This is a genomic window from Proteiniphilum acetatigenes DSM 18083 (assembly GCF_000380985.1).
GTDB lineage: Bacteria > Bacteroidota > Bacteroidia > Bacteroidales > Dysgonomonadaceae > Proteiniphilum > Proteiniphilum acetatigenes.
In genome coordinates, this window is record NZ_KB905692.1 from 584,513 (window position 1) to 611,230 (window position 26,718).

A 26,718-nucleotide genomic window follows, 5' to 3' on the forward strand; every position below is an offset into this window, starting at 1 on the left:
TGTCATAGTGGAGTCAGGTACCCTATAAGCCGATATTATACTGATGCATCTTATTGTAGAGTGTTTTCCTGTCGATCTGAAGCAGGATAGCCGCTTTGGTCTTGTTTCCCTTCACCTGTTCAAGTGCTCTCAAAATCTTTTCTCTCTCCTCTTCGGGTTCTATAGAGAGGGAAATTGCTGCTTTTGGCAATGATTCCTCTTTTTTTGTAGTAAGTACGGGTAAACTGTCGACTGTGATACTATCACCTCTTGTAAAAAGAACCGCCCTACGGATCACATTTCGCAATTCTCTCAGATTTCCAGGCCAGTTGTAATTCTTCAGCACCACCAACGCATCGGGGGAAATGTCAGCCACTTCTCTGCCGAGTTCCTTGTTGGCCTCTTCTCTGAAATGATCTGCATAGGATGGAATATCTTCGGCGCACTCCCGGAGTGATGGCACCCTGATCATGAATTCATTCAAACGGTGATAAAGATCTTCCCTGAAATTTCCTTTGTCGATCGCTTTTTCAAGGTTTTCATTGGTAGCAGTGATTATCCGGACGTCCACATTCAGATCTGTTGAAATACCTACCGGTCTTACTTTTTTCTCCTGCAGGGTACGCAGCAGTTGCATCTGCACACCATAAGGCAGGTTTCCCACCTCGTCGAGAAACAGGGTCCCTCCGTGAGCTTCCCTGAAAAATCCGGTCTTATCTTCTATTGCAGAGGTAAACGATCCTTTCTTATGTCCAAACAATTCACTCGGCGCCAACTCGATGGACAAACTTCCACAGTCCACAGCAATGAAAGGCCCATTGGCCCGGTTGCTCCGGGTATGGATCAGACGGGCAACATGTTCCTTTCCTGTTCCACTTTCACCTATGATCATCACTGCCATCTGGGTGGGTGCCACTAAGTCGATATGAGTATACATCTGTGTAGATAGTGGACTTCTCCCCTCCACAAATTCTTTATTCTCTTTATAGGATCTTTTTTCCGTTTGTTGTTTCAGAGGAGGAGAACTTTCTTCCTGTCCCGCATCAAAAGCCGTTTCAATCTTCTTCGTCAGGATATCGGGATTGATGGGTTTCTCCAGAAAATCGAATGCTCCCAGCTTGATGGCCGATACCGCCGTCTGGATTTCCCCATACCCTGTCATGATAATTACCGGTATCGACATCCGCATTTCGTTCAGCCAATTCAGCAGCATAATACCGTCACCATCGGGTAGACGCAAATCCGACAAGACAACCTGATAAGGTTCCGTTTGGGAAAGCGCTTCCTGCGCCGCCACCATACCGGAACATAAAGTTGCCGAAAACCCGTTTCTTTCGAACCATTTCTGAAGCATGGCTCCAAAAGAACGGTCATCCTCTACTATAAGTATTCGTCTGTTATTCACTTCTCCCACCAGTTATGGTGTAAAGATAGTGGTTTTTCAAAAAAATCACCTAATTTTGATGTCAAAAACCACATTTATATGAACAAATTACCGCTACATGAAGCCGACTCAAGGCTGAAAAAGATACAACAAACTATCACAGAGATGCAGGCAGACGCTTGTATCATCACCTCGTCCGTCAACCAATACTGGCTCTGCGGATTTATTTTCGACGGATTTCTCTTCCTGTTTCCCGAAGGAGACCCTATACTGTTTGTAAAACGTCCTTCCAATATTACGGATGAACGGGTGAGATTGATTCGTAAACCGGAACAGATCCCCGATATGCTGCGAGAAGTCGGAATATCTTTACCCAAACGGATTCTGATTGAAGCAGACCAACTCACTTTCAATGCAGCCACCCGCTTACAGGCAGCGTTGGATATGGCCGAAATCAAAAACATTTCAGGAGAATTACGGAAGATACGGGCGGTAAAATCGGAATACGAACTGGAGCAGATGCGCGAAAGTGCCCGGATCCATGCCTATGTATATGCACTAATCCCCTCTTTGTATCATGAGGGAATGACCGATCTGGAGTTACAGATAGAAATAGAACGGCAGATGCGTCTGCATGGGTCGGTAGGTATTTTCCGTTCCTTTGGAGAAAACATGGATATCTTTATGGGAAGTATGTTGGCAGGCGACAATGCCCAAACGGCATCGCCTTATGATTACGCCCTGGGAGGTGAAGGTATCTCGCCTCTGTTACCGCTGGGAGCCAACGGCACTCTTCTTTTACCCGGTACAACGCTGATGGTGGATATGGCCGGAAATTACCGCCCCTGGATGGATGATATGACCCGTTCTTTTGCAATCGAATATGCTCCCGATATCGCCTATAAAGCTCACCAGGTCTCTATTGATATCCACAATGCCATTATGAAAAGTTTCCGGGCAGGGGCCCTGTGTTCGGAACTCTATCTCCTGGCAGAGGAGATGGTCGAAGAAAACGGGTTAACACCCTATTTTATGGGAACCGTACAACAGGCCAAGTTTATCGGGCACGGCGTAGGGCTGGAAATCAACGAGCCGCCGGTGCTTACCTCCCGTTCGAAAGAGATACTGGAACCGGGAATGGCATTTGCTCTGGAACCTAAATTCGTGCTTCCGGGCATTGGCGCCGTAGGGATAGAGAATACCTATGTGGTACACGAATCGGGCTTTGAAAAGATCACTCTCTGTGAAGAAGCGATGATTGTATTGTCATAAATCCAACTTTAGCATGTATATCCGACTATATGTATACAACTTGCAAAAAATTAATTATTAAAGTGTAACTGTTGCTCACTGAAAGCCAAAGAGATATATTAGCAAATATTAGCAATTTTATATTATTGTTATTATATTTGAATAATATAGGATGTGTCTCGGCAAAGACGGTGGCAACGGTCCGTTGATTTATCGTTACGGAAAGGCAGTGGGAAGCGAGGAGATGATGCAACAAGTCTCTCCGGCATATGAAATACCTTCTTACACATGGTATCCCGAAACGGAATTTTTATACATGTCGAACAAAAACGGTTTCTTCGTGGCAACAAAAGGGGGGATAGAACAACGAAAGCCATAACCGGTGGACACGCACATATACATTAGGTAAAAACGAACTCAAGATAGAAGACCGATTTTCCCTGGATAGAGCGGAAACTACTAATCAGATCAATTTTCTTACCTGGGGGACTGTCGATATTAGTCGACCGGGTGAAGTAATCGTTACGGTAGAAAAAACGTAACAGTGAGACTATCATCTGAATTACGCCGATTACTATTTCCTTGAAGCATTGAAACGGATATAGAAGGGTAATCATAGATCGGGCAACTCAATAAAATCCATCCACCTGTCAGTATAGCAGATGGATGGATTTTTATTACCTTTGCCATTAAGAAGAGGGCAAAGAGTTCTTATGGCCCGCTTAAAAAAGAGTGATAACCAGATTTATTGTTAGAAGATGAAAAAACATGCCACTAATTTTATGTTATTAACGGTCATGTCCCTGTTTTGCACGGTGGTTTCTTTGTCGGCCCAGAATCGTACTTCTTCAGAATATTTGAAAGGAGCTGTTCCGATGGAAGATGGAGAAATCGTTTTCCGTAAATCTTTCAGTGCGCCAAACATGAGCCGCGATTCACTTATGAGCCTTACCCGGGATTGGATCGACGGAAGAGACAATCAAGAAGAAAACCGTTCCCGCAGGGTATTGATTTTCGATGAAGAAAAAGGATCCATCGTCGCTGGTTGCAATGAAAAACTCATTTTCAGATCAGCGCTGTTGCTGCTGGATCAGGCGGATATCAATTATAACATCCATGCGGTCTGTAGCCCTGGCTCCGTGGATATGGCAATTATTAGGATCAGGTATAAATATGAGGATCAACGGTATACCGCCGAAGAGACGATCGCAGACGATGTAAGTCTCAACAAGGATCAGACGGATATTTTGAAATCTTCAGAAAAATGGAGGATAAAAACGATTGACTTCGTGAAAGATCTGTTCACCGATTACCACAATTACCTTTCCGATAACTTATAAGAAGACCTATTGTCTATCTTATCTGTTATTCGAAAAGGAGTAAGGAAAATCCTCACGCTGAATTCCTCTCTCCTTATTGGGCTGGGAACTCATCCTGAATGTGATCTCACCCCCGTTCATCAGGTCGCCATGGGTAAGGAAATTCTTTGTATATTGTTTGCCGTTCAGTTCCATCTCTTCGATATAGCGATTCCCCCTTGCATTATCCGTTGATTGGATCTGCAGAGTTTTGCCATTCTCCAGGTCAATCTCTACCGATTTAAATAGTGGTGAACCGAGTATATACTCATCACTGCCGGGACAAACAGGATAGAATCCCAATGCGGAAAAGACGTACCAAGCGGAGGTCTGACCATTATCCTCATCGCCGCAATAACCGTCAGGGGCAGCGGAATAGAGCTTATCCATGATCTCCCTGGCCCAGTATTGGGCTTTCCACGGTTCACCGGCGTAATTATAGAGATATACCATATGCTGGATGGGTTGGTTTCCATGTGCGTACTGCCCCATATCCATCACCTGCATCTCACGCATCTCATGGATCATGGAGCGGCTCTGCATCCCCTCCAATCCGGGAATGACAAAGACGGAATCGAGCATATTGACGAATTCCCTGCGTCCTCCCATCAAGTCAATCAACCCCTGTGGATCGTGGAAGACCGACCATGAATAGTGCCAGCTGTTCCCTTCCGTAAAATCACGGCTCCAGTCGGTCGGGTTGAACGAGTCGGAAAATGAGCCGTCGTCCGCACGACCCGCCATCAGTTTATGTTTAGGATTGTAAAGATTCCTGTAGTTCATCGCCCGTTCGCCGTAGATGGCAATTTCCGGCTCCGGCTTACCTAAAGCTTTGCCGAGGCTATAGATGGTCCAGTCGTTATAGGCGTACTCCAGCGTACGTGCCACATTCTGGCTGATCTTCACATTATTGGGGATATATCCGTACTTGTTATACTCCGCGTAACCGGTACGACCCGAAGCCGGCACTGTGGGATGCACGTTGTTAGCACCGTGCTTGAGCGCTTCCCAGAGCGTTTCGATATCGTATCCCCTCAATCCCTTTATATATGCATCGGCTACCACCGAGGCGGAGTTATTACCCACCATGATATTACGATGTCCCGGGCTGGCCCACTCGGGAAGAAAACCACTCTCCTTATAGGCATTCACCAGCCCTTCCTGCATCTTCACATTTTCGGAGGGATAGACAAAATTAAGGAAAGGGAAAAGACTCCTGAAAGTATCCCAGAAACCGGTATCGGTGAACATATAGCCCGGAAGCACTTCCCCGTTGTAAGGGCTGTAATGGTATATATTGCCATCGGCATCAATCTCGGAGAGATTTCTCGGGAAAAGCAGCGTACGATAGAGGTTGGAATAGAATGTCCTCAGGTTATCGATATTGTCATCCTCTACCCTGATTCGTCCCAGCACCTCATTCCAGCGGGCTTCACCCTTTTCCCTGATGGCTTCGAATGAATCGTTTCCCAACTCCTGCAGATTAAGCATTGCCTGCTCTTCACTGATAAAGGAAGAAGCTACCCTGGCATGCACCTGCTCTTTTCTGGCCGTCTTAAAACCGATCACCGCACCGGCATGGTTTCCGGTAAATTCCTTCTCATTTTCGGCAATCTCACCATCTTTTACGGCAGCAATATAAGTGAAAGATTTATCAAAAATAATCACAAAGTAGTTCCTGAAATTATCAGGTACCCCACCGCTGTTGCGGGTAGTATAACCCACAATCTTTTGCTCTTCAGGGATGATACGGATAGAGGAACCCTTATCGAAAGCATCGGTAATGATGTAGGCGCTATCGTTCTCCGGAAAGGTAAAACGGAACATGGCAGCGCGTTCCGTAGGAGTGATCTCAGTGGTTATATCGTAATCGGCCAGGTAAACCCGGTAATAGTGCGGTTTGGCAATCTCCGCCTTATGGGAGAACCAGCTTGCCCGCTCTTCTTCGTCAAAAACCGGCTTCCCGGTAAGAGGCATCAGCGAGAACTGACCATAATCGTTCATCCAGGGGCTGGGTTGATGGGTCTGCTTGAATCCCCTGATCTTATCGGAATGATAAGTGTACATCCATCCGCTACCCATCTTACCGGTCTGGGGCGACCAGAAGTTCATCCCCCATGGCAGGGCAATCGCAGGATAGGTATTCCCGGTAGAGAGTTCATACTTGGAATCGGTTCCTACCAACGTACTCACATAATCAACCGGATTAAAAGGTTGTGCACTCACCTTCAGGAATATCCCCAGGAAAAAAACAACACTCAATAACAGGACTTTCTTCATATAATTTTTTTTAGAGTAAAGAACAAAGACGATTTACCGATTTGTAAATTTACTGATTAGCAGATTAATCATTAAATCATCACATCAACACATTATTCACTACTTGTCCCGACTTGTCGGGATTGGCACATTAGTCTCATTGGCACATTAGTCATTTCCATTCCAACTGCACAGCGATACCGTCGGGATCGTTCTCAAACTTCAGGAAAGCGGTTCCGCTCTCATTATCCCAGGAGAAATCGTGATCGACAGGTTCGCTGGCGCTGTTCATCACCTTGCAGGTCGTTGCTTCTTCCGGCAAGAGAATGCGCATCACATTTGTAGTGTGGATCGGACTTTTCGCGATAAAGCTGTAGCTACTATCTTCTCTCTTCTCGTCGCTCACGCGTGCTGCCGTCGCCAGTACACAGGGGTGCTCCCTGTTTTCTATCGCATCGATATCATACAGCAACGCTTGCTGATCCGGATTCACCACTTTTTTCCGCAGGACCGGAATTTGCGGATCAAAAAGATCGATAAAGCGACCCTCTGCAATAAAAGGCGAGATACCGACCGACTCATCCAGTACGGAAATCATCAGGTAAGGGCCTCTTTTCAGGCTGAAATAATTTTTCAAAAGGAGTGGTTCACCTGATACCTTGCCATAGGTTTTCTTCAATAAGTCCAGAAACAGGGCATCTCCATTTTCGGCCAGGACGAACTCTTTGGGATCGTTCCGCAGGATATGGACCTTTCCGCTCCCTACAGTATATTCACCTGCTGCATATGGCTTCGGCAATCCCAATTCTTCAAAAAGGTGTGCGGAAGCAGTAGCATAATTATTTCCACCGCTGTTCCACCACTCTGTCACCTGCTGAAAGGGATCGTCGTCCCTCCCGCAGTAGAGTAATACACCTCCATCTCTCACCCATTCGGCCAGTAAGCGGTGTGACTGCCACTCCATAGGTTTCATGCCGGAGTAGGAAGCGATCAGGATTTTAATATCTTTCAAAGTTTCAGGATAGGCCAGATTCTCCATATGCACGGTCTGTACCGGCACTCCTCTTTTCAATAGCGGAAGCGTCTGCCCGTAGAAGTTAGCCAGTTGGGGGTCTTCATACCCGTCATGTTCGGGAAAACGCTGAAACATCAATGAGTTCGACATAAGTACCCCTATACCGTGCGATCCGTCCACCCGATTCTCACTCTGCGGCATCAGATTCAATGTATTGACCATCACCTGCATCTGGGTGGAGTAATGGCGGGGGATCCTTTCTCTCTTATCACTATCGGGACTGGTACGGTATAGCCCCTCATAGATCCGTTCCGGCCAGGGCATCACCTCATACTTATCGATACGCGGATAGAGTAACTTAGCCGTAAAGGTAGCTTCATAATTTTTCTTGTAATCCACCCAATCGCGTGGCCAGTCCTCAATCGGATCTGTAAGGAAGAACATCTCCCTGCCCGTAGGGGCAGTCATCGATTCCATAGAGCCGTATTCAAGAAATGCCGTTTCAAAAACCCGTTCTTTCATTTTGCCATTGAAATAGTTCGGCTCACGGGAAGTGCCGGTCCATATCTGGGCGATATAACCGTCGACCGAGGGAAGCGAGGCCAGGCTTGCTTCCGGACTGACAATCATCCATTGGGCGTAATTGACCAGGGAGTGGGTGGGGACATAGCATTTCACATCCATCCCCTTGCTCTTCCCGTATTCCTTGGCAAAAGAAAAGACCTCGTCGAGAGCATTATAATAGAGATGATATTTCAGTTTATTGGACAGATAGGTATTTTCGGGGGACAGATGTTGAGGTCTCCAGTCAAAACCATAATATTTTTTCCATTCCCGCTTGAAGGCTTCGCTATATCCGGCCCTCGCCCAGAATTCAGGTTCTTCCATGAAGATAACATCAATACCGGCATCGATCACTCTCTTCACATGCATCTCCTTGAGATAGCGCAGGAAATTCTCCGACGGGACAATATAAGGCACCATATGTCCATGCCAGATGGTATCGCCGCTCTGCTGCACCTGTCCTTCGTCGAGATGCATCTTGCCATCCCATTTCCCGGTAAAATAATCCTGGTATTCACCCCATGCTATCCCGGTCATAAAATGGGTTATATAACCTCTGTCACGCCAGGATTGTACCCGGTCTTCAAAAGGTATTCTTCTTGATTTATCGGAAGGATTTCCTCCTACTCCATACACCATCACGGCATCTGATCTCACATCAATAGTGGGCCTCCACTCCCGGGATGTCTGGAGTGTAGTTTTCACTTTCTTCTCCTGTTGGGCGCTCAATGGTATCAAAAGACACAATCCGATAAACAGGGTGATCATTGATCTCTTCATAGGTTATATTTTATTAAAAAGAAGTTTAAAGTCTTTCCTTCGATCAGAAAGACTTTAAACTTCAAATATAGCATATTTTACGGTACCAACACCTCCAATGGTGCATTATAATTCCACCGGCGGGTACCACTACCTTTGGGCGTATCGTAGTTTATCCGGGCTGCGGCACGGATAAAGACAACCCGCCCGGATGGGATCGTTCCGTTGGATTCTATAGTAACTGTTTCTCCCAGCAGGTTGTTAAAAGAGGTGCCGGAATATTCGATGGAACTCGACCACCGCTCGTCGCGGGCACGGTATCCCACTGTGGGAGAATAGCTCACGAAAAGCTGAATATCCGTCACATTCAGGAAGCTGTTACTATAACCGCCCATCGGTTCAATTTTCTCACGGAATTCACTTTCCGATACTCCACGGGTCACTTTCACCTTTGCCCGTACCTTACCGTTAATTACCTGAGGTTCATCCACCCACTCCACTTTCAGGAATGGTTGCACTTCAAACTTAACCTCGGTCACACCCTCAATATCCACATCCTGCGTTTCGTCGGCAAGAGGAACACCACGGTCGTCTTCTCTTAACAGGGGAATGAACGGGCCGTCAATCCGGACATTGTAGTGTCCTTTGAACAGTTTCGTGTGCCGGAAAGTACCGTCGGGCATGCAGAAAAAATCGGGATTATGCGTCACATTATCTCCCCAGCTGAGTTCTGTAAGCCGTACTCTGATCCCTTCGCTCCCCTGGTCGGTCAGTACCGGCTCTCCGGTAGCTGCATCCACCACTACTCCCTGTAACGTCTCTTTGGGAGCTTCATAGTTATCCAGCTCAAACATACTGCAGGAAGATACAGAGAGCAGGGCAACCAATATTATAAAATATGCGATCTTCTTCATTTGATTAATTTTATTAGAGTAAAGCGTAAAGATTTGGGATGTTTGATTTGGGATATGGGAATTAAAAATGAATCGCCACATCGTTACATACATCATCACATCACCGAATCATTACATTGTGAAATATTATCTGTTGGGTTGCTGATCGATAACCGGACTCTTGGTCACTTCTCCGCCTGGAATACCAAAGTAGTAATCTATAATATTATACTCAAAGGTTTTCAGGCTGACCCACTGGAAGCGGGCATCGAAGAAATATTTTCCACTCCCGGTAGAGAAGAAAGGATAGAGGCCGCGGAAGCGGTAACGGGTATTGCTGCTGAAGGAATCTTTATTCCTCACTTCACCCCAGAAACCATCCCGGTTTTCGTAATGCTGTACTCTCCAGCGACGCAGGTCCCACTTTGTCTTATGTTCCAGCGCCAACTCCTTACGTCTCTCTTTTCGCACGATATTACGCCCACTCACATCGGGAGTGACGGAACCGGTAAGCAAAGTTGCACCTGCCCTTTCCCGGATATTATTCACAGCATCAGTGGCTACCTGCATCAGATCTGCACCGTCGGGAGAGGGTTCACCGAACAGAGCAAGTTCAACGGCAGCCTCTGCGGCATTCAATAATACATCGGCATAACGCATCAGTACAAAATGTTGATCCGATTTTCCTTCACCTGCTTCGAAAGAGGGATCGGGATTCAGCCATTTCCTTCCATAGAGGCCGGTCAGGCATCCTTCCCCATTGTCATAGAAAGGGCCGTTCGCGCCGGCTGCTGTCATCTGTGTGCCGTTATATTCAACCAATTCCTGACTATTGCCCTCTCTCGGACTAAGATAAAGGGTTTTGGGATTCGTTCTGTAAGCATCCAGATGCTGATATCTGGTTTCAGCTGTCTGATAAGAATAATCATTAAAGAGCGGACTAACAGGTTCGTTTCCGGTATAGATACCGGCACGTATTTCGATATCTCTTCCTTTGAATCGATCGCCCGGAAAAATCACATAGGCCCGCAGCCGCGGTTCAGCTTCGGCAAAGAAGTCGAGAGGAGAGTCATACATAAGGTATTCGCCCTGGGTGTTGGAATTGCCGGTAGTTACTTTCACCGTACCGTCAGGATACCTGTCAAATCCTTCGAACAGTTCCAGAAAATCGAGCGTCGGACAGGTGCCGGAAGCAAGTGGTGCTTTAAAGATAAAGGGGGCACTATAAGCATCATATCCGTGAGTCATAGTGGGATAGGAATATTGTTTCACATAAATGTTCTCAGGACTTTCGGGATCACTGAACATATCCACCATATTCTGATATTGTGCTTCGGAATTATTGGCAGCCCATCTTTTCTTGTAAAGAGCATAGTTTCCGCTTTCGATCACTTCCCGGGCAGCGAGGTAGGCTTCCTTGAAATATCTTCTGGAAGCTGCTTCCCATGCGTTTTCAGCAAAACCAATCACACGTACTCCGGTCTTTTCACCGAAGCCGGTAAGACGGCCGGATACCGTTTCATTGTATTTAGCCACACTTCCGGCATATAACATCGCTTCCGATTTAAAAGCCAGTGCAACATATTTGTTGGCATAACCTTTTTTGGGACTTGCCGGCTGTAACAGTTCAACCGCCCGGTCGAAATCGGCAAGCACCTGGTCCCAGGTCTCCTCTTCGCTTGCACGGGGTACCTCCAGGGCATCCTGTTCTGCAGGATACTGAATGACCTTTGTAACCAGCGGCACGCCGCCAAAACGCCTTGCCATGGCATTGAATACAAATGCCCTTACAAAATAAGCTTCACCCAAATAGTGGTTATACATGTTTTCAGGGAAAGAACCTTCATAGAGAGGCAGATTCTCAATCAGGTAGTTTGCATCCCTCAAAAGAGTAAAAGCTTTACCCCAGTAAGGAGTTCTCTCACCTCTAAAAGCAGTACTGATACCGTCACGATTCAGTGCTTCACCCGTACCCTCAATACCCAGTGCTCCGAGCCAGGAATTGAATTCTACACCCCATTCTGCCATGTATTTGAAATCTTCAAACGGCATATTACTATACATACGTGCCAGATAGATATTCATACCCGACTCGCTGGTCAGCAGATCTTCATCACTGATAATATTCTTCGGCGGGATATCGAGATCCGCACATGAGGTAATGAAGAGAAGCAGTACCAATATTAATTGATATATTTTGTTCATACGATTATTAATTTAGACGTAAGACACAAGAATCAAGACACAAGACATTTAATTCTTATCTTATATGTGTTATTGGTTTATACTCTTGTTTCATACGGTTTTCATTTAATATATTACTCAAAAAGCAGCATTAAAATTTAAGAGAGAGTCCCACGGTAAATGTCTTATTCAATGGGTAGAGTCTTCCCAGTTCATCATCCGGATGTTCCGGATCCACAAATTTCACTCCGGTAAATGTCAGCAGGTTATATGCGTTGGCAAATAGTCTCAGGTCCATTGACGAGAAAGATCTCAGTTTAGGTAATGTATACCCTATTTCAATACTTTTAAGACGGAGATAGGCGGTACTTACACGGTTAAAGCCAGAGTTTGCACGGGGATAGTTCCCGGTAAATCCATAGTAACCGCTGATCCATTCAATGGACGGATCCCAGGGATCAGCCAACGGATCGACGGGACGCCACCTGTCAAGGTATTGCGTCAGTGTGCCACCGCCGTTACTTCCCCATATTCCGTAGAGCGCTTCCTTATATTCCATGGAACCAAGCGCCGATCCTTGCAGGAGAAGGCTAAGATCCACATTCTTATAGGTCGCGTCGAACGTGAAACTGTAGTTGAACCACGGAGTCTGGTCAAAGGCAATAGGGTGTTGGTCCTGATCGTTGATCTCTCCATCGCCGTTCCAGTCGAGGTATTTATAATCGCCTGGCAAAGTACCCCGCTCTTTATAGATAGGGTAACTCCATATATCCTCCCAACTCAGGTATCGTCCGTCCGTAGCAAAACCGAACTGCATCCCCTGGTAACGATTGGTAAGGTTATCATTACGCCATCTGTCGTATGAATTTCCCCAAGGTCCTTTCTCAGAAGCGGTCAGATATTTCTGGCGGGTGATTGTCCCCATTGCTTTCATCCTGTAATAGAGATTACCAACCCTGTTTCTGTGAGACAATTCCAGATCCATTCCGAAATGGCGGTCGCTGTCGAGATTTTCCCGTGGGGCCTCCGCTCCCACCACTGTAGGCAGGTCACCCACACGGCGGGCAAAACGTCCATGCCTTTCCCTGTTAAAGAAGTCGAATGAAAAGCCGAAGAGTCCGTTCCAGCCGTCAAAATCGATCCCTGCGTTGAACGTATGCGCGGTAAACCAGGTAATCATCCTGTTGGGCAACGCCAGGGTCGAAACCCCGTATACAAATTCATCTCCAAAAATATAACCGGGAGCATACTGGTTGTAATACCCATTCTCGGCATTTCCGGATGTGGCCGGATAGGTGTAACCGGTTGCCCAGTCGTACCTCAACTCACCGTCATCACCCAGCACCCCGTAACTTGCCCGCAGCTTCAACTGGTCTACAAATGATGCTTGTTCCCACTCTTTGAAGAACGACTCCTCAGAGATACGCCATCCGACGGATGCCGAAGGGAAGAATCCCCATTGATAACCTTCGGCAAATTTTGAAGAGCCGTCATAACGAAATTGTGCCTCAGCGATATACCGGTCTCCGTAGGTATAATTAAGCCTACCGATCAGTGCCGAATTGGCCAGTTCATAGATATCGTCTTGTCCGGATCTCATTCCTCCGATCTGGTTCTCGTCCACACCGGCGAAAAGGTATTCCATCCTGAATGCGAGATCGCGCTGGGCATAGAAATTATCACCGACACGTTTCTGTGTTTCCCACCCTAACAAACCGCTTACAGAGTGTCTGTCGTCGAACGTACGGTTATAGTTCAGGATAAACTGACCCAGGAGTTGGCTCTTACTATACATCTCCCTTCTGATCTGGTTGGGAGAACTCCTGTTATACAGTTTCGCATCGTAGGAGCCGGTTACTGTATTATAAGCATACTGATAATACTCTCTCCTATTGATATTATTATCATCCATCCGGTAGTCATAGCTGACCAGTGCTTTGGCCGACAAGCCTTGCAGGCTGCCGGAAATCTTACTGAAGTCATAGTTCAGGGCAGCAGAGGACTGAAAGTACTTCTGGGCGTATTTCCGGTAACCCGACACATCGGAATAGATCATCGCCACCGTATTCTCTTCAAGATCAAGCCCTTCATGATTGAGCATCGTATTTTCGGGATCTGCATAGGCCGGGAAGAGTACTCCCTGACGCCAGTAATTCCGGATAATATCTACCGAACTGGCATAGGGGGTATTGCGTTGATCGGCAATACCACTCAGGTTAAGATCAAAAGTAAGGCCGTCGATGATCTCAGTTGTGATATTCGACCGGAGGTTGATCTTATTATAGTTGAGATCGCCCGACTTGAAAAATCCTTCCTGATAAAGATGCCCTAATCCGATATAATACTGGGTTTTCTCAGTCCCACCGGTAATACTCAGATCCGACTGGGTTTGCGGAGAATAGTTGGAGAAGAGCAGTGAAGTCCAGTCAGTGGTACGGCGCGTACCATTGCGAAACGCTTCAAAATCTGCTTCCGTATAAATGATATTTCCCCCGCTGATATTATTCATAGCCCGTTCGTTATAGATCGTCATCGTCTCATAGGGATCGGCCAGCACCGGCATGCCCGATGGCCGCTGGAAAGTATACGAGGTATTGAGTTCTATACTGGTCTTTCCTTCCCTGGAACCTTTCTTGGTTGTCACCAGCACTACCCCATTGGCTGCACGTACTCCGTAAATGGCAGCCGACGCATCTTTCAACACTGATATGTCTTCGATATCGTTGGGATTGAGCCGCTGAAATTCTCCGGTACTCCGGGGTATCCCGTCAATCACTACCAACGGGCTACCCAGTCCCCGGATATCAAAATTATTGTTGAATGTACCGGGTTCCGCACTTTTTTGCCATACCCTTACACCGGGTATACGCCCGGTAAGCATATTCTGAGGGTTTTCATTCTTGGTCTGTATCATTTCTGAACCTTTCACTCCCGATACCGCACCTGTCAGCGTAACTTTTCTCTGTGTGGCATAACCTACTACAACCACCTCATCGAGGCTCTGCTGTTCATATTCCAGAATCATATCGATCACGGAACGACCGTTCACCGGTTCTTCCTTTGTAATGAATCCCAGGAACATAAATTCCAGGACCCCGTCTTCCGGGGCATTGATCGAATAACGCCCGTCGATATCGGTAACAGTTCCCACAGTACTGTTCTTTACCATTACCGTTGCTCCGGGCAGTGGCTCATTATCGGTATCCCTGACCACCCCCGTTACATTGATATTCTGCGCCAATGATGTGGCCGGAACCAGAAGAAGCACCAGCAATGCCAGTTGCAGAAAAGCGCTCACTCCGGTAAAAAATCTTTTTATCATACCCTTAAAATTTTTATTGGTTTTATTTTGTCAGCTCATACCGTGACAGCACTGCATATTCAGCCGCAAAAGCAAAATTGAACATCCCTTCCGTATTGTTGTTACTGTTGGCCCGGCTCCATCCGACCAGCAGGTTGGTGGGTAGAAACCCATTATAGAGGAACTGGTCGTAACCATAATCCAGATTCTTCTGAAAAGAGTCGATGTAAGTACCAGCTTTCGAATAGGAGGGGTAAAAATCCACATATCCTCTCATCAGTACTCCGTTAAACCAATTTCTGAAGCCACTGATATCATAGGTATAATATCCTTCCACATTCATGTCTTTCCTGGCGAAATAGGTGAAACTCGCATCTGACAGCCCCGACCCGTCGGATAAATACTTCCCATTGCCCGTCGCCCTGTAAAGATCGGCAGCACCCGACAGCATGGTACCGCTGTTATAGGTGATTGCGGGTCCTACCCTGTCGCGGCAGGTGATCCCCTTGCGGTATGTAACTCCGTCGATTGTTTCCAATTCAGGATTTCCCGGGGTACATCCACCCATCATATCGTCATACACACCATCGGCCCGGAGCAGGTATTGCTTTTGCCAGTCATATACCTTTTCGGCAAACATGAGATAGTATTCGCTTTTCTTCATCTGTTGCGTCTTCCTTGTTCTCCTGTCTTCCGGATCGATATAGCGATGGGTCACCTCATCATCTTTTCCTTTATAGAGTTCATGGAGCCAGACTAAAGGACTCACCACCGGTCCGTTGCTGCAAGAGTGTTTGGTGACATATCCCGGCCCCCATGGGATACCTCCGATCTCGTTTCCATCCGCATCAAAAGTACAGTCCCAACCATCGAGTACATATTCAGTAAGGTATTCTGCTTTTTCAAGATATTGCTCTTCGCCCGTCAGTTTATAAGATTCCAGCAATTCCCGTATCAACCACATCTGGTCATCATACACATTTTCAATCCCATCTACCCGGGCCCCTCCTTTGGATGCTCCCCGGTTGACACCGTAGACCGTCCATTCCTTCGTCTGGGTATATGAGGTTAGCGTGAATGTTCCCAGATAGTAATCAGCATTGTCATAAAGGTTACTGAGTTGCTCCGAGTAGCGGTCGAAGTGCTCATTGTAGCGCGAATCGTTTCCCTGCTCTTTTTCTGCCTGAAGTGCGTGAAGGATCGCATTGACTGCTTCTATAGCACTGGTATACATCCATATACTCCCCACCTCATCTGAACGGGTATCGGTATAAGGATTGTAATACCGGGCCATAGTCATCGCACTTCCCGTAAAATGAGCGGCAATCGCGTTATCGGCGAGTTCCATGGCTCGCGTCAGATTCCTTTCCGCAAGACTCTCCTCCTGCGAAGGAGGAGGTTCCTGGTTACCATTTTCCGGCGTAGTCTCTCCGCAAGCACAGGTCATGAGCAGGAAAAGAGTGCCTATTACAATAATCACATTTTTCTTCATACTATTTATTTTATTTTCTATATTAATAAGATTAAATTGGATTAACGACACTTATTTTATTCCGTTTGACACGTCATTACATCGTTAAATCATCACTACTTTCCGATAAATCGGGACAAGGTTGTCCCGATTTATCGGGTTCATCACATCAATCAATTTTTATTTCAGTTCGATATTATGCAGTACCAGTTTATTTTCATCCCTGTTGGTTTCTCCCTTATAGATACCAAGTGCCAGGGTAACATTGGAGCCATTGAACTGTGAGAGGTCGTAATTAAACAGAGCATATCCTTCGGGATTATCTTTACCACCATCCCCGTGTTTGAATCTCCAGCATCCGTTTTCCGCGGCTTCCGCCTCGTCTGCTGTATTGGATACCGGTGCAAGATGAGTTACCGTACCGTCATCTTCAATCGCGGTTAATTTAAAATAGGTATAGTTGCTCCCGAAATTGCGGGTACTAAGAGTCAGTCGGTTGTTTCCGGAGGCTATGGGGAATTTCGCGTAGAGGTATGCTTCCGGCACAGTGGTATTCACCTCAGCATCACCACGTGTTTTGATCAGATATCCTTCTGACGGGAACACTTCCGGATCTTTTTTCAGAGGCATAAACATCCACTCCGCTGCTACATGAGCTACCCCTCTCCATGCACGGTACGCGGTAACATATTCGTCACGGTTTCCGCCAACAGGACTGATTCCGGTAAACTTCTTCTTGGTATGCGGCATGGTAGAAAGTACAGTTTCACGACTGAGTTTCCATCCGTCAATGACTTCGGTTCCGGGCAACCAACCCCATCCCTCTACTTTTCTATCGGCAAAGCGGATAGCACGAAGTACAAGCTGTTTCCAGTAGTCACCGGTGGTTTGCCGGTAGATCCCGATGGCGATGATCACTTCCTTTCCGACATAAGCGCTCAGGTCGAAATCGAAATCGGTATAGTCTCCCGAACCATACGTACGGGTTTCACCCACTTTTTCAGCTTTGGGCTGTTCAGCAGAAAGATCCACTACCTGCACGCCAAAGTAGGCAGGAGCCGATTCATCTGCATTATGGGTACGCAGTCTTAATGAAAGAATTCTGTTCTCATTGGTGATCAACTTGCTACCGAACACGAAAGAGTCGAATACATCCAGATCAGCAGGGTTTTTCTGTTCATCTCCGTTGTTACGGATCTGGAGCGTGGTACCTTCATTCTGTTCCTGCCATGCACCCCTGAAATCGAGCGTACTCATATAGTTACATGCCCAGTCCCAGTGCGGATAATCATCGGCATTCCTACCTCCCCGGTATTCATTATAGTACCATTTCTCCGCTTTTTGCAAATCTGCGGCAGTCAGGCCCCGGAGTAACTCTTCTCCGCCCATCTGCACATTCACTGTTACCACCTCGTCCACAAAATCGGAACTTGACACCTGCTGTACTACCGTTACATAATTATCCTTGGTAAATGTTACGGTATAATCATCCTCAACCAGGTTACGTATCTCATAGGTTCCGTCTTCACCTGTTGTTACAGTCCCTGCGACACCAATAGTGACCTTCACTCCTGAAAGCGGTGCACCGTCATTCTTGGCATCTGTAACCTTCCCGATAATTCTGGCAGAAGCCTTGATCATCTCCATATCGGCATTCGCCATACCACTCTCATCAAATTTATCGGCAGTAACCGTAAGGCTAACCGTAAGCCATCCATCTTTAGAGAAAGTGAGAGCATGCGTTTTGTAGGTTACATTTTCAAAAATGTACCTACCATCATCCCCACTCGTTGTGGACATATCCTCTTCTTTGATACCCGAAAGAGTGATCTGTATTCCGGGAATAGGGTCACCATTGGCGTCTGTAACAATACCGGCAATTTTACCGAGTCGATTATCTACAGTTCCTTCATCTTTTTCACAGGAAACCTGGCACAATAGCATTAATCCGATTAATGCAACATAGAATAAGTTTTTCATCTGATTTATAAATTTATTTACATTTCTCTGTTTTTCACATAATACATTCAGCCTCACTGACATTTTTCACATATTTAAAAATATGCACCTCGTCGTTGGCTTCAAATATAGAGGCGGCGTGGTTAATCAGCGGGTTAAATAAGGGTTACATTTTTTAAATTAACAGTAATCCATCAAACTATTAACTATTCTTCTATCTGTTTTATCATCCGTACGAAAGTGATCCGTTTGTATTATGTGAGTGGTTATATTATCTTTGTAGAAAGAGTTTTTTATAACGGTATTCTTAAATATCGGGGATTATGATATGACTCAGGAATAGGAATTCATCGTATGTATGTAGTCACTAAGAAACTATTATATATTTTTTTTATATTTTACTCATTGAATTTACAGGGAATTTTTGCGGAAGGACTCCGTTTTTTCGGTAACGGTTATCCGATAGACAAAAGAACCTCCTATAATGTTTTCAGTGAGCATCCTGTCACATTTTCAGATAATTACGAAATCAGCTTTGATCTTTCTTTATACTTAACATCCGACATAGGCAATATTGTCCGGATTAAAGACAGTGACAATCGTATATTCAATCTGTTTTACGACGGGCATGAGAAAGATCATCTTTTCCTGTTGAATGAAGAAGGGCGAAGCAATCTGATCAGCGTCGCTCTGGATAAGTCGGTCTATCCTCCACGTGAATGGTTTTCTATACATATCGGATTCGATCTTAAACGTAATATAATTACTCTTACTGTTGCAGATCAGATCTATCAGTCGGATAATATCTCTCTTCCTGATAATTTCGCTCCGACTATTGTATTCGGAAGAAGCGACCACATCATAGATGTACCCCCTTTTGCCATTAAGGATCTCTCTGTCGGTAACAACAGAAAGTTCAGATTTCTCCTCGATGAATATCAGGGTAATATAGTGCATGATATCCGGGGAAAGAAAATGGGAAGTGTTGCCAATCCCGATTGGCTGATCAACGACTCCTATCACTGGAAATTAGAATCCCAATTCAGTTCTTCTACTGTTTCAGGTACAAATTATCATGACGGACGAAAAGAACTCTATTATTTTAATCGTGATTCAATCCTGATATTCAATTTAAGAACGCGGAATTCTGAAACCGTCATATTCAATGCACCTTGTCCCGTTGATCTTCAATTAGGTACAAACTTCATGGACCAGGAGAACGACCGGCTATATTGCTACGAAGTATACTATGACAGCACCTATCAAGGTCCGACCGTTGCAAGTCTTGATCTGCACACTTTCGAATGGCGGATCGAGAGCTACGATAGGCTACCCACTCAGCTTCATCATCATGCTTCATGGTTCGACGCATCGTCACGGCAATACATGATATTCGGCGGATTCGGCAATATGCGCTTCAGCGACCAGTTTTACCGATATAGTCTCGATGCACAGGAATGGAATTCCTTCCCTATAGATAATCAAGGGGGTATCACTCCCAGATACTTTACATCATTGGGACATCATGAAGAAAGTCACCGACTTTATCTTTTCGGGGGTACGGGAAACTTGTCGGGAGACCAGTTACTGGGGAGGGAGTATTTTTATGATCTTTACAGGTTGAATTTACAAACCAATGTGCTCAAAAAAGTATGGGAAATCCCATGGAATCAGGAAAATGCAGTACCGGTGAGGGGAATGGTTATCAATGACAAATCGTTTTTCTATACATTGTGTTACCCGGAGCACTTCACCGAGTCGTTCCTGAAACTTTATCGATTCTCCCTGCAGGATGGAGACTATACCATATTGGGTGACTCCATCCCGATCTACTCAGACAAAATCAATACCAACGCCAATCTCTACTATGACGAGGATTTGAACACCCTTTATGCTGTTGTTCATGAATTTGAAGATGATATTAAATCCGATTTGCATATCTATTCTCTCGCTTTTCCTCCGATTACGGAAAAGGAGCTTGCCAACCATCCGCCAACAGGAAAGAAAAGTGACACATGGATTATTTACCTGATAATAGTAGCGATCTTAACCGGCACAGGAATTGTTTTATACAGGTCGGGCAGGGGTAAAAGAAAAGATGTACAGATATTTGATATCAGTAACACTTTTAATAAACTCAATCACAAAAACAAAGTACAACCTAAGACCAATTCTATTTATCTGTTCGGTGAATTTACAGTGTGTAACCGCGATAATCGCAATATCACCTATATGTTCAGTAAAAAGCTGAAAGAAACATTTTGTTTGCTATTACAATACAGCCAGGAAAAGGAAGGTATCACCTCACAGCATCTGAGCAGGCTGTTATGGCCTGAAAAACCGCTTCAGGAAGTAAAAAACATAAGGAATGTAACTTTAAACCGTCTCCGCAAGATATTGGAAGAGCTGGATGGGATAGAACTTCTTTATGAGAAAGGTATGTTCACTATCACGCTAAAAAGTCCGATTTACTGTGATTATACAAGGTGTATGGAGATTCTTTCTTCAAATCAGTGGGAAGCTGAATACAAAGAGCTGATCGAGATTGTAATCCGCGGCAAATTTATGGAAAATGAAGATAAACCGTTTTACGATTCGTTGAAGGAGAAGACGGAAAAACGGATTGAACCGCTCATCATCCGTGCTATGGAAGAGAGTTATGATAAGGAGCAGTGGCAGACGACTATTGATCTTGCACAAGCCGCTTTTCATATCGACCCTATGAATGAAACGGCACTCAATTGTATGATCAAGGCGATGCAGAAACTGGGGATGCATGAAGGCGCCAAGATCAAGTATCTTTCTTTCCTGATAGAATACAAAAAAATAATGGGAAAGGAGTATCCCAATCCCTTGAAATTATAAATTCAACTTTCGGGTGTTGTATGATTACGAAAGTTAAACTATAAATTTACACAAATTTCTCACGTTTTTGCAGGTTAAGAAAGCCGACCATCAGCCACACTATACCGCCGATTATCAGAAAAAGACGGCTTTTAAGGATAGTGTTTTGCCAGATCATAGGGTGGATGTTTTCAGGTATGGAAAAAGGGTTCAGGAAAACATTCCAAAAGGAATTAGCAATCTGGCGATTGGCATTCATGAAGATAAATAACAGAAGCCCTAAAATAATCATGATCACAGCCGTACCGTTACCGCTCCTGGTGATGGTCGAAAACATAAAAGCCAGATTGCCGAAAAACAGCATCGGGAAAATAAGCTGTGCAGCCATTTCAAACACATTGACCGGATAAAGTAAAATACGGGCAACATAAGCAAAAACAACCAGGATAAAATAATTTGCCACATACATCATCAGCATACGCACACCCCATACCTTATAACGGTAATTGGGTATACCGAAAATAATCTCCAGAATCCGGTTGTCTTCATCATTCTGAATACCGAAAACAACCGGATAGAAAATGAGCAGTAAACAGGGAAACAGTAATAAACTATAGATCGAGCCTTCATTGATCTCCGCCCGGTTCCATGCCTGTTGAAACATGAAAAAGGAAAAAAAGCCAAAAGCCGCCAAAAGAAACCAGAAAAATTTACCGGCAAATATTATTTTTAAGTTATACCGTACGGTTCTGGTTGTTAAAACTATATATTCTTTTAAGCTCATAGCATCATATATTTTTCAACAAACATAAGTAAGCATCTTCAAGGTTGGCTTCTACCTGTACTGCATCCGGATAAGGCTCCGTCACAGAGATATAGCGTACCTGTATCCGGTCTCCCACCTGGATATTATTTACTACCAACGATTTATCTAATTTTTCCTCAAACGACTCCTTATCGATCAGGAACTGCCATACTTTACCCACAGCCATATCCACCATCTTCTCCGGTACTCCGAAGTATTTCAGCTCCCCTTTGTCGACCACCACGACCTGGTTACAAGAGCTGGAAATATCTTCAATGATATGTGTGGAAAAGATGACTATGCGATCTTTACTCAACTCTACCAATAGGTTACGAAAGCGGATCCTCTCACGCGGGTCGAGCCCTGCCGTAGGTTCATCTACAACAAGAATACGCGGCAAATGCAAAAGTATCAGGGCAATACCTATCCGCTGCTTCATTCCGCCCGAGAAAGAACCGATCTTATCATCCTTGCGTTCGTACATGTGTACCGCTTTCAATACATACTCGATCCGTTCACTGCGCACTTTGGTGTCGGTCAATCCTTTAAGTATAGCCTGATAATCCAGAAACTCCCGGGAAGTCATGTTTTCATACGTACCGAACTCCTGCGGAAGGAAGCCGATCAGACTTTGCAGTTCTTCCCGGTATACACGGGTATCCAACCCGTTGATCCAGATGCTTCCATAGCTTTGTTCCAGGATACCCGTAACAATACGCATCAAGGTGGATTTTCCCGCTCCGTTCGGTCCAAGCAATCCGAACATACCTGTTTTTATTTCGAACGATACACTACGCAGTGCCTTAAACGGACGACGACGCTTTCCGATTACAGGAATATTCATGACCAGACGGAAATAGGAACGTTTCAACCCTGCAAACCGGCCTTTTACGCGTTCGATATTGATATTCTTTGCATACAGGTATTGAGACGTGACATAAATAGCAATACCTGCTCCCCACAAAACTCCAATAATCAAGATCATCGGGAGATTATCCAGTTTCGTGTAGAGACCAAACAAGATCAAAGGCGGTATACTCCAGAAAATGAGTCGGTTCACATATCTCACCACCCTGCTTCCTTCAAACCGATAAAAAAGGTATGCCCTTATCTTGCGCCACAAATAAAGTGTGGCAGCATACATAACAAAAGAGAGCAGGAAACTCCATAACTTGCTTTCGATATAAAAGTAAGTGAAATAGAAGCCAAATCCCCAAAGGATAAATTGCCAGCTGACATTGACAAAATCTTTCAGCGAATGGTACTCACCACTCAGTCCCAAACGTCGTCGTATTGCCAATCCGCTGCTCCATTCACGGACAAAACGTCCGGAGCGGTCATATATCTTCACTAGGCTACGCACCACGATATGTATTTCCTGATCCGGATCAACCACATCCGCTTTGGCACGCCGCAGGCTGGTCTGCATGAAATAGGTAACCCCCGGGATAAGTGCTGTCAGCGCCGTCAGGTATAACACCTGATACAACACTCCGTCTCCATACAGATAGATGCATGCCACACCCATCACAAAAAGCACGAGATGGATTATTTTTGTTTTTACCGGCAGCGTACGATACCATTCCAACGCATTTTCCAGTCCCATATTCACTGTTGGGATGATCACCAGTGTCAACAAAGTTGAAAACGCAAGACCTCCGATCACGGTGATGGCAAATGGGGCGCCGATAGCTCCCGCATATTCCGTATCGCCCATAGCTAACGGAAGCATGGCTATAATCGTCGTGATAGCCGTGATCAGGATCGGACGGATACGCGACAGTCCGGCTGTCATCAACGCCCGTTCACGGCGGAATCCGCGCTTTCGAAGGATATTCGCGTAGTCGATCAGAATGATACCGTTATTTACCACCACACCCAGCAAGATGAGGAATCCCATTAATGTATTCGCATTCAGCAGGCTGTTTCCGGTGATGATCAATGCAAGCAACGAACCGATGGCAGCCAGCGGGATGGAAAAGAGCATGACCAAAGGGGTAGTGACAGACTCAAACACAACCGCCAGGATCATGAATATAAATAAAAAAGCAGCAAGGATAAGAAATCTAAACTCCCCGAACTGATCTTCTTCATGGATCACCTCGACAGCTACACCTGCCGGCAGATTATAGTTGGCAATCAACTCATCAATATTGTTGCGATAACTATCAAGCAACGTTTTGGATTGCTCGGCGCTCCGTAAGAATGAGTAGCGTACCTCAAGTTGTTTATCCTGATTGACACGCGTGATACGGGCTCGTCCGAATCCTTTGTTGATAGTCGAAATATCTTGCAGGTTATGCAAACCTCCGCTTGTATTCATGATCTGTACCGCTTCAAGATCATCTATCGTTTTTTGTTTTCTACGTTGCTCCTCCTCTTCTTCGGGTGTTTGATCCCGGATAATAATATCATACGATTCATCGCCTACCCTGAACGTGGTTCCCGACGAAAACTCCGTATTCAATTCGGATAACCCGGTCAATATATTAGCACGTGTAATATCATAGGAAGTGAGTAATATCTGATCGAAATCGAGCAGGATCTCCGGCTGACGACGCATAAAAGAGACCCGGGAATTTTGTATATAATCCTGCTGGTCGATTTGATATTGAATATCTTCGCCCACCAGTTGCATCATTTCATAATCCGACCCTTTGATAACAATCCGCTCCTGATTATCTCCAATACCCAACATGCTCATGAAACCGACCATTCCGCTCAATCCTCCGGCATCACTCTGTCGACCTCCCGTAGCGTCAGCCACATATATCTCTGCTCCCCCGACATTGGGAATTCGGGCCTGTACATCCGCTTTGATATCGGATATTTTACGTTTCCCGATCTTTTGGAAGTTCTCCTGCAAAACAAGCGTCAATACAGCCTCTTCCTCATTGACACGGCTGATAAGGTCTTGTTTTTCGGGGATCTCCTCAAGGCGTTCTTCCAACACTACAACTATATTATCGGTATTTTCCAATGTGCTTCCGGCGGGCATCGTAACATAAATATTAAAACGGTCCGAATCCACCTCCCTGTTTTGTCGCGTAGCTGTCGAAAGCGATAAGATCAGGGCAAGAAAAAGCAGGATGATGGCGCCGAAGATGGTCACACCGGGGTTGCGCATACATGTCTTTAACAGCACGAGGTATACCTGAGTCGGGCGTTGCGACAAGGATACTTTTTCATAAAAAACACTTTCGTCTTTCTTACTGCGCAAAACAAAATAGGTGGTCATCGGCACGAACAAAAGCGCCACGGCCAGAGAGACCAAAAGGGTAGAGATGATCGATACACCGATATGGCTTCCCATGAGTTTGAGCAAAAAATTATCCGAAAAAATAAAAGGAAGAAAAACAATTACCGTGGTAAACGTTGCCGCCACAATCGAACGCCACACCTCTTTAGTTCCCTGCTTAACCGACTCGCCGGGCGGCATACCCGTGCCAGACAACCGGTAGATATTTTCCAGGACTACTATACTGTTATCCAGCAACATACCTACAGCCAAAGCCATCCCGACAAGCGTAAGGCTATTGACAGAGATCCCTGCATAATAGAAGAAGTTGAAAGCGGTAAAGACTGATATCGGGATAGAAAGAACAATAAAAAATACCAACCGGACATTTTTCAGGAAGAACCAAAGCACCAGGACAGCCAGCAATCCCCCCATCAAGGCAAGATTGATGATCTGGTTGATATTATTCTCCATCGTTTCGGCCGTATTGGAGTCGACAACGATCTCCACATCCAGAATTGCCAGGCGTTCATTCAGTTCGTCAATGGTTTCTAACGTACGATGCGACAGGTCAATCAGATTTGTCTGTGCATCATTGACAAGTGAAACAGATATCGCCTCCATGCCATTGACACGGCTAAAAGAGGTTTCTTCCTTCAAATCGAAGAATATAGTTGCCACATCTTTTAATAGAATGGGCCCAGGGGCAATCACAAGATTTTCCAGATCCGACACTTTGGTATACGATGAGTTTATGTGCACGAAATACTGGCTTTCGGTTTCTTTAACAGTACCGACAAAGACTTTTTCACGCGCGTTACTGTTCAGCAAATTGCTTATCTGGGAGGGAGTGATATTCAATGCCCTGCCCGCCTCTTTATTCAATTGTATCTCGATGGCCCGCTCACGTCCACCGAAAACCTGAACCGCGGCGATCCCGTCGATATTCTCCAGTTCGGATACCACTTCCTCGTCCACAATATTACGTACCCGATCGACTCCCCCGTACCCACGCACCTGCAGTGACATGAAAGCATTACTCATCATCGACACGTCCATTTTCTGCACACGTACGGTGAAACCATCGGGAAGTGAAGCCGATACTTCCTTCATCTTCTCTTCCAGCCTCAACGAAGTGGTCTTGAAATTCACATTGCTCTTAAAATCAATGCGTATGGATGATTGCCGGCTGCTGATCTCCGATTGTATCTTGTCAACTCCACCCACGGAGCTGATGGCTCCTTCAAGCGGGATGATTACTTCCGATTCCACATAGGCAGGATCCATATCCTGTTGTGAACTGACAGATACGAACAGCATCGGCAACTCCGCATTGGGAAGCAGCTCTACCGGTAATTGTTTATAAGACACATACCCCAACAGGGTAAATGCAATAAACAACATACTGATTGTTATTCTTCTATTTAAAAGAAAGTCCATCCTTTTCGTTTCAA

At 45.4% G+C, this 26,718-nt stretch carries 15 protein-coding genes; 4 read left to right on the top strand and 11 right to left on the bottom strand.

The genetic code is table 11. The annotated features are described in order from the left end of the window. Positions 1-22 precede the first annotated feature (22 nt). Positions 23-1,393 (bottom strand): sigma-54-dependent transcriptional regulator, encoded by a 1,371-nt coding sequence (locus tag F597_RS0102060; protein WP_019538051.1) that lies wholly within the window; start codon positions 1,391-1,393, stop codon positions 23-25. Between the two features lie 69 nt (positions 1,394-1,462). On the opposite strand from F597_RS0102060, the gene F597_RS0102065 reads away from it, so the two are divergent. Both F597_RS0102065 and F597_RS23060 read left to right on the top strand, forming a co-directional pair. Further along, positions 1,463-2,635: a M24 family metallopeptidase gene (locus tag F597_RS0102065; RefSeq protein ID WP_019538052.1), complete on the top strand. Its 1,173-nt coding sequence runs from the start codon at positions 1,463-1,465 to the stop codon at positions 2,633-2,635. Positions 2,636-2,786: 151 nt separating this feature from the next. After that, positions 2,787-2,993 (top strand): hypothetical protein, encoded by a 207-nt coding sequence (locus tag F597_RS23060; protein ID WP_026327024.1) that lies wholly within the window; start codon positions 2,787-2,789, stop codon positions 2,991-2,993. Between the two features lie 22 nt (positions 2,994-3,015). On the opposite strand, the gene F597_RS23065 is transcribed toward F597_RS23060, so the two are convergent. Beyond that, positions 3,016-3,171: a hypothetical protein gene (locus F597_RS23065; protein WP_245541971.1), complete on the bottom strand. Its 156-nt coding sequence runs from the start codon at positions 3,169-3,171 to the stop codon at positions 3,016-3,018. Positions 3,172-3,372: 201 nt separating this feature from the next. Here F597_RS23065 and F597_RS19965 point away from each other — a divergent pair, with 201 nt between their 5' ends. Beyond that, positions 3,373-3,954 carry a DUF4468 domain-containing protein gene (locus F597_RS19965; protein ID WP_081624306.1) on the top strand — a complete coding sequence of 194 codons (582 nt, stop codon included), beginning with the start codon at positions 3,373-3,375 and terminating at the stop codon, positions 3,952-3,954. An 18-nt stretch (positions 3,955-3,972) separates the two neighbouring features. On the opposite strand, the gene F597_RS0102080 is transcribed toward F597_RS19965, so the two are convergent. From F597_RS0102080 to F597_RS0102110, 7 genes are all read right to left on the bottom strand, one after another. Next, complete coding sequence (locus F597_RS0102080) at positions 3,973-6,252, bottom strand: GH92 family glycosyl hydrolase (RefSeq protein ID WP_019538054.1); 2,280 nt, start codon at positions 6,250-6,252, stop codon at positions 3,973-3,975. Positions 6,253-6,403: 151 nt separating this feature from the next. Further along, the gene (locus tag F597_RS0102085; RefSeq protein ID WP_026327025.1) at positions 6,404-8,590 is read right to left on the bottom strand and encodes a hypothetical protein; all 2,187 of its coding nucleotides are present in this window, start codon (positions 8,588-8,590) and stop codon (positions 6,404-6,406) included. A gap of 77 nt (positions 8,591-8,667) precedes the next feature. Continuing rightward, positions 8,668-9,483 carry a DUF3823 domain-containing protein gene (locus F597_RS0102090; protein ID WP_019538056.1) on the bottom strand — a complete coding sequence of 272 codons (816 nt, stop codon included), beginning with the start codon at positions 9,481-9,483 and terminating at the stop codon, positions 8,668-8,670. A gap of 126 nt (positions 9,484-9,609) precedes the next feature. Beyond that, the gene (locus tag F597_RS0102095) at positions 9,610-11,667 is read right to left on the bottom strand and encodes a RagB/SusD family nutrient uptake outer membrane protein (RefSeq protein ID WP_019538057.1); all 2,058 of its coding nucleotides are present in this window, start codon (positions 11,665-11,667) and stop codon (positions 9,610-9,612) included. Between the two features lie 130 nt (positions 11,668-11,797). Further along, positions 11,798-14,968 (bottom strand): SusC/RagA family TonB-linked outer membrane protein, encoded by a 3,171-nt coding sequence (locus F597_RS0102100; RefSeq protein WP_019538058.1) that lies wholly within the window; start codon positions 14,966-14,968, stop codon positions 11,798-11,800. Positions 14,969-14,990: 22 nt separating this feature from the next. Next, on the bottom strand, positions 14,991-16,439 hold the full coding sequence (locus F597_RS0102105; protein ID WP_019538059.1) for a glycoside hydrolase family 76 protein: 1,449 nt from the start codon (positions 16,437-16,439) through the stop codon (positions 14,991-14,993). 159 nt (positions 16,440-16,598) lie between these two features. After that, positions 16,599-18,398 carry an MSCRAMM family protein gene (locus tag F597_RS0102110; RefSeq protein WP_026327027.1) on the bottom strand — a complete coding sequence of 600 codons (1,800 nt, stop codon included), beginning with the start codon at positions 18,396-18,398 and terminating at the stop codon, positions 16,599-16,601. A 384-nt stretch (positions 18,399-18,782) separates the two neighbouring features. Here F597_RS0102110 and F597_RS0102115 point away from each other — a divergent pair, with 384 nt between their 5' ends. Continuing rightward, positions 18,783-21,242 (top strand): Kelch repeat-containing protein, encoded by a 2,460-nt coding sequence (locus F597_RS0102115; RefSeq protein WP_245541972.1) that lies wholly within the window; start codon positions 18,783-18,785, stop codon positions 21,240-21,242. Between the two features lie 46 nt (positions 21,243-21,288). Here F597_RS0102115 and F597_RS0102120 read toward each other — a convergent pair whose 3' ends face one another. Both F597_RS0102120 and F597_RS0102125 read right to left on the bottom strand, forming a co-directional pair. Then, positions 21,289-22,005 carry a hypothetical protein gene (locus F597_RS0102120; RefSeq protein ID WP_019538062.1) on the bottom strand — a complete coding sequence of 239 codons (717 nt, stop codon included), beginning with the start codon at positions 22,003-22,005 and terminating at the stop codon, positions 21,289-21,291. Between the two features lie 4 nt (positions 22,006-22,009). Then, complete coding sequence (locus F597_RS0102125) at positions 22,010-26,704, bottom strand: efflux RND transporter permease subunit (protein ID WP_026327028.1); 4,695 nt, start codon at positions 26,702-26,704, stop codon at positions 22,010-22,012. Positions 26,705-26,718: the final 14 nt, after the last annotated feature.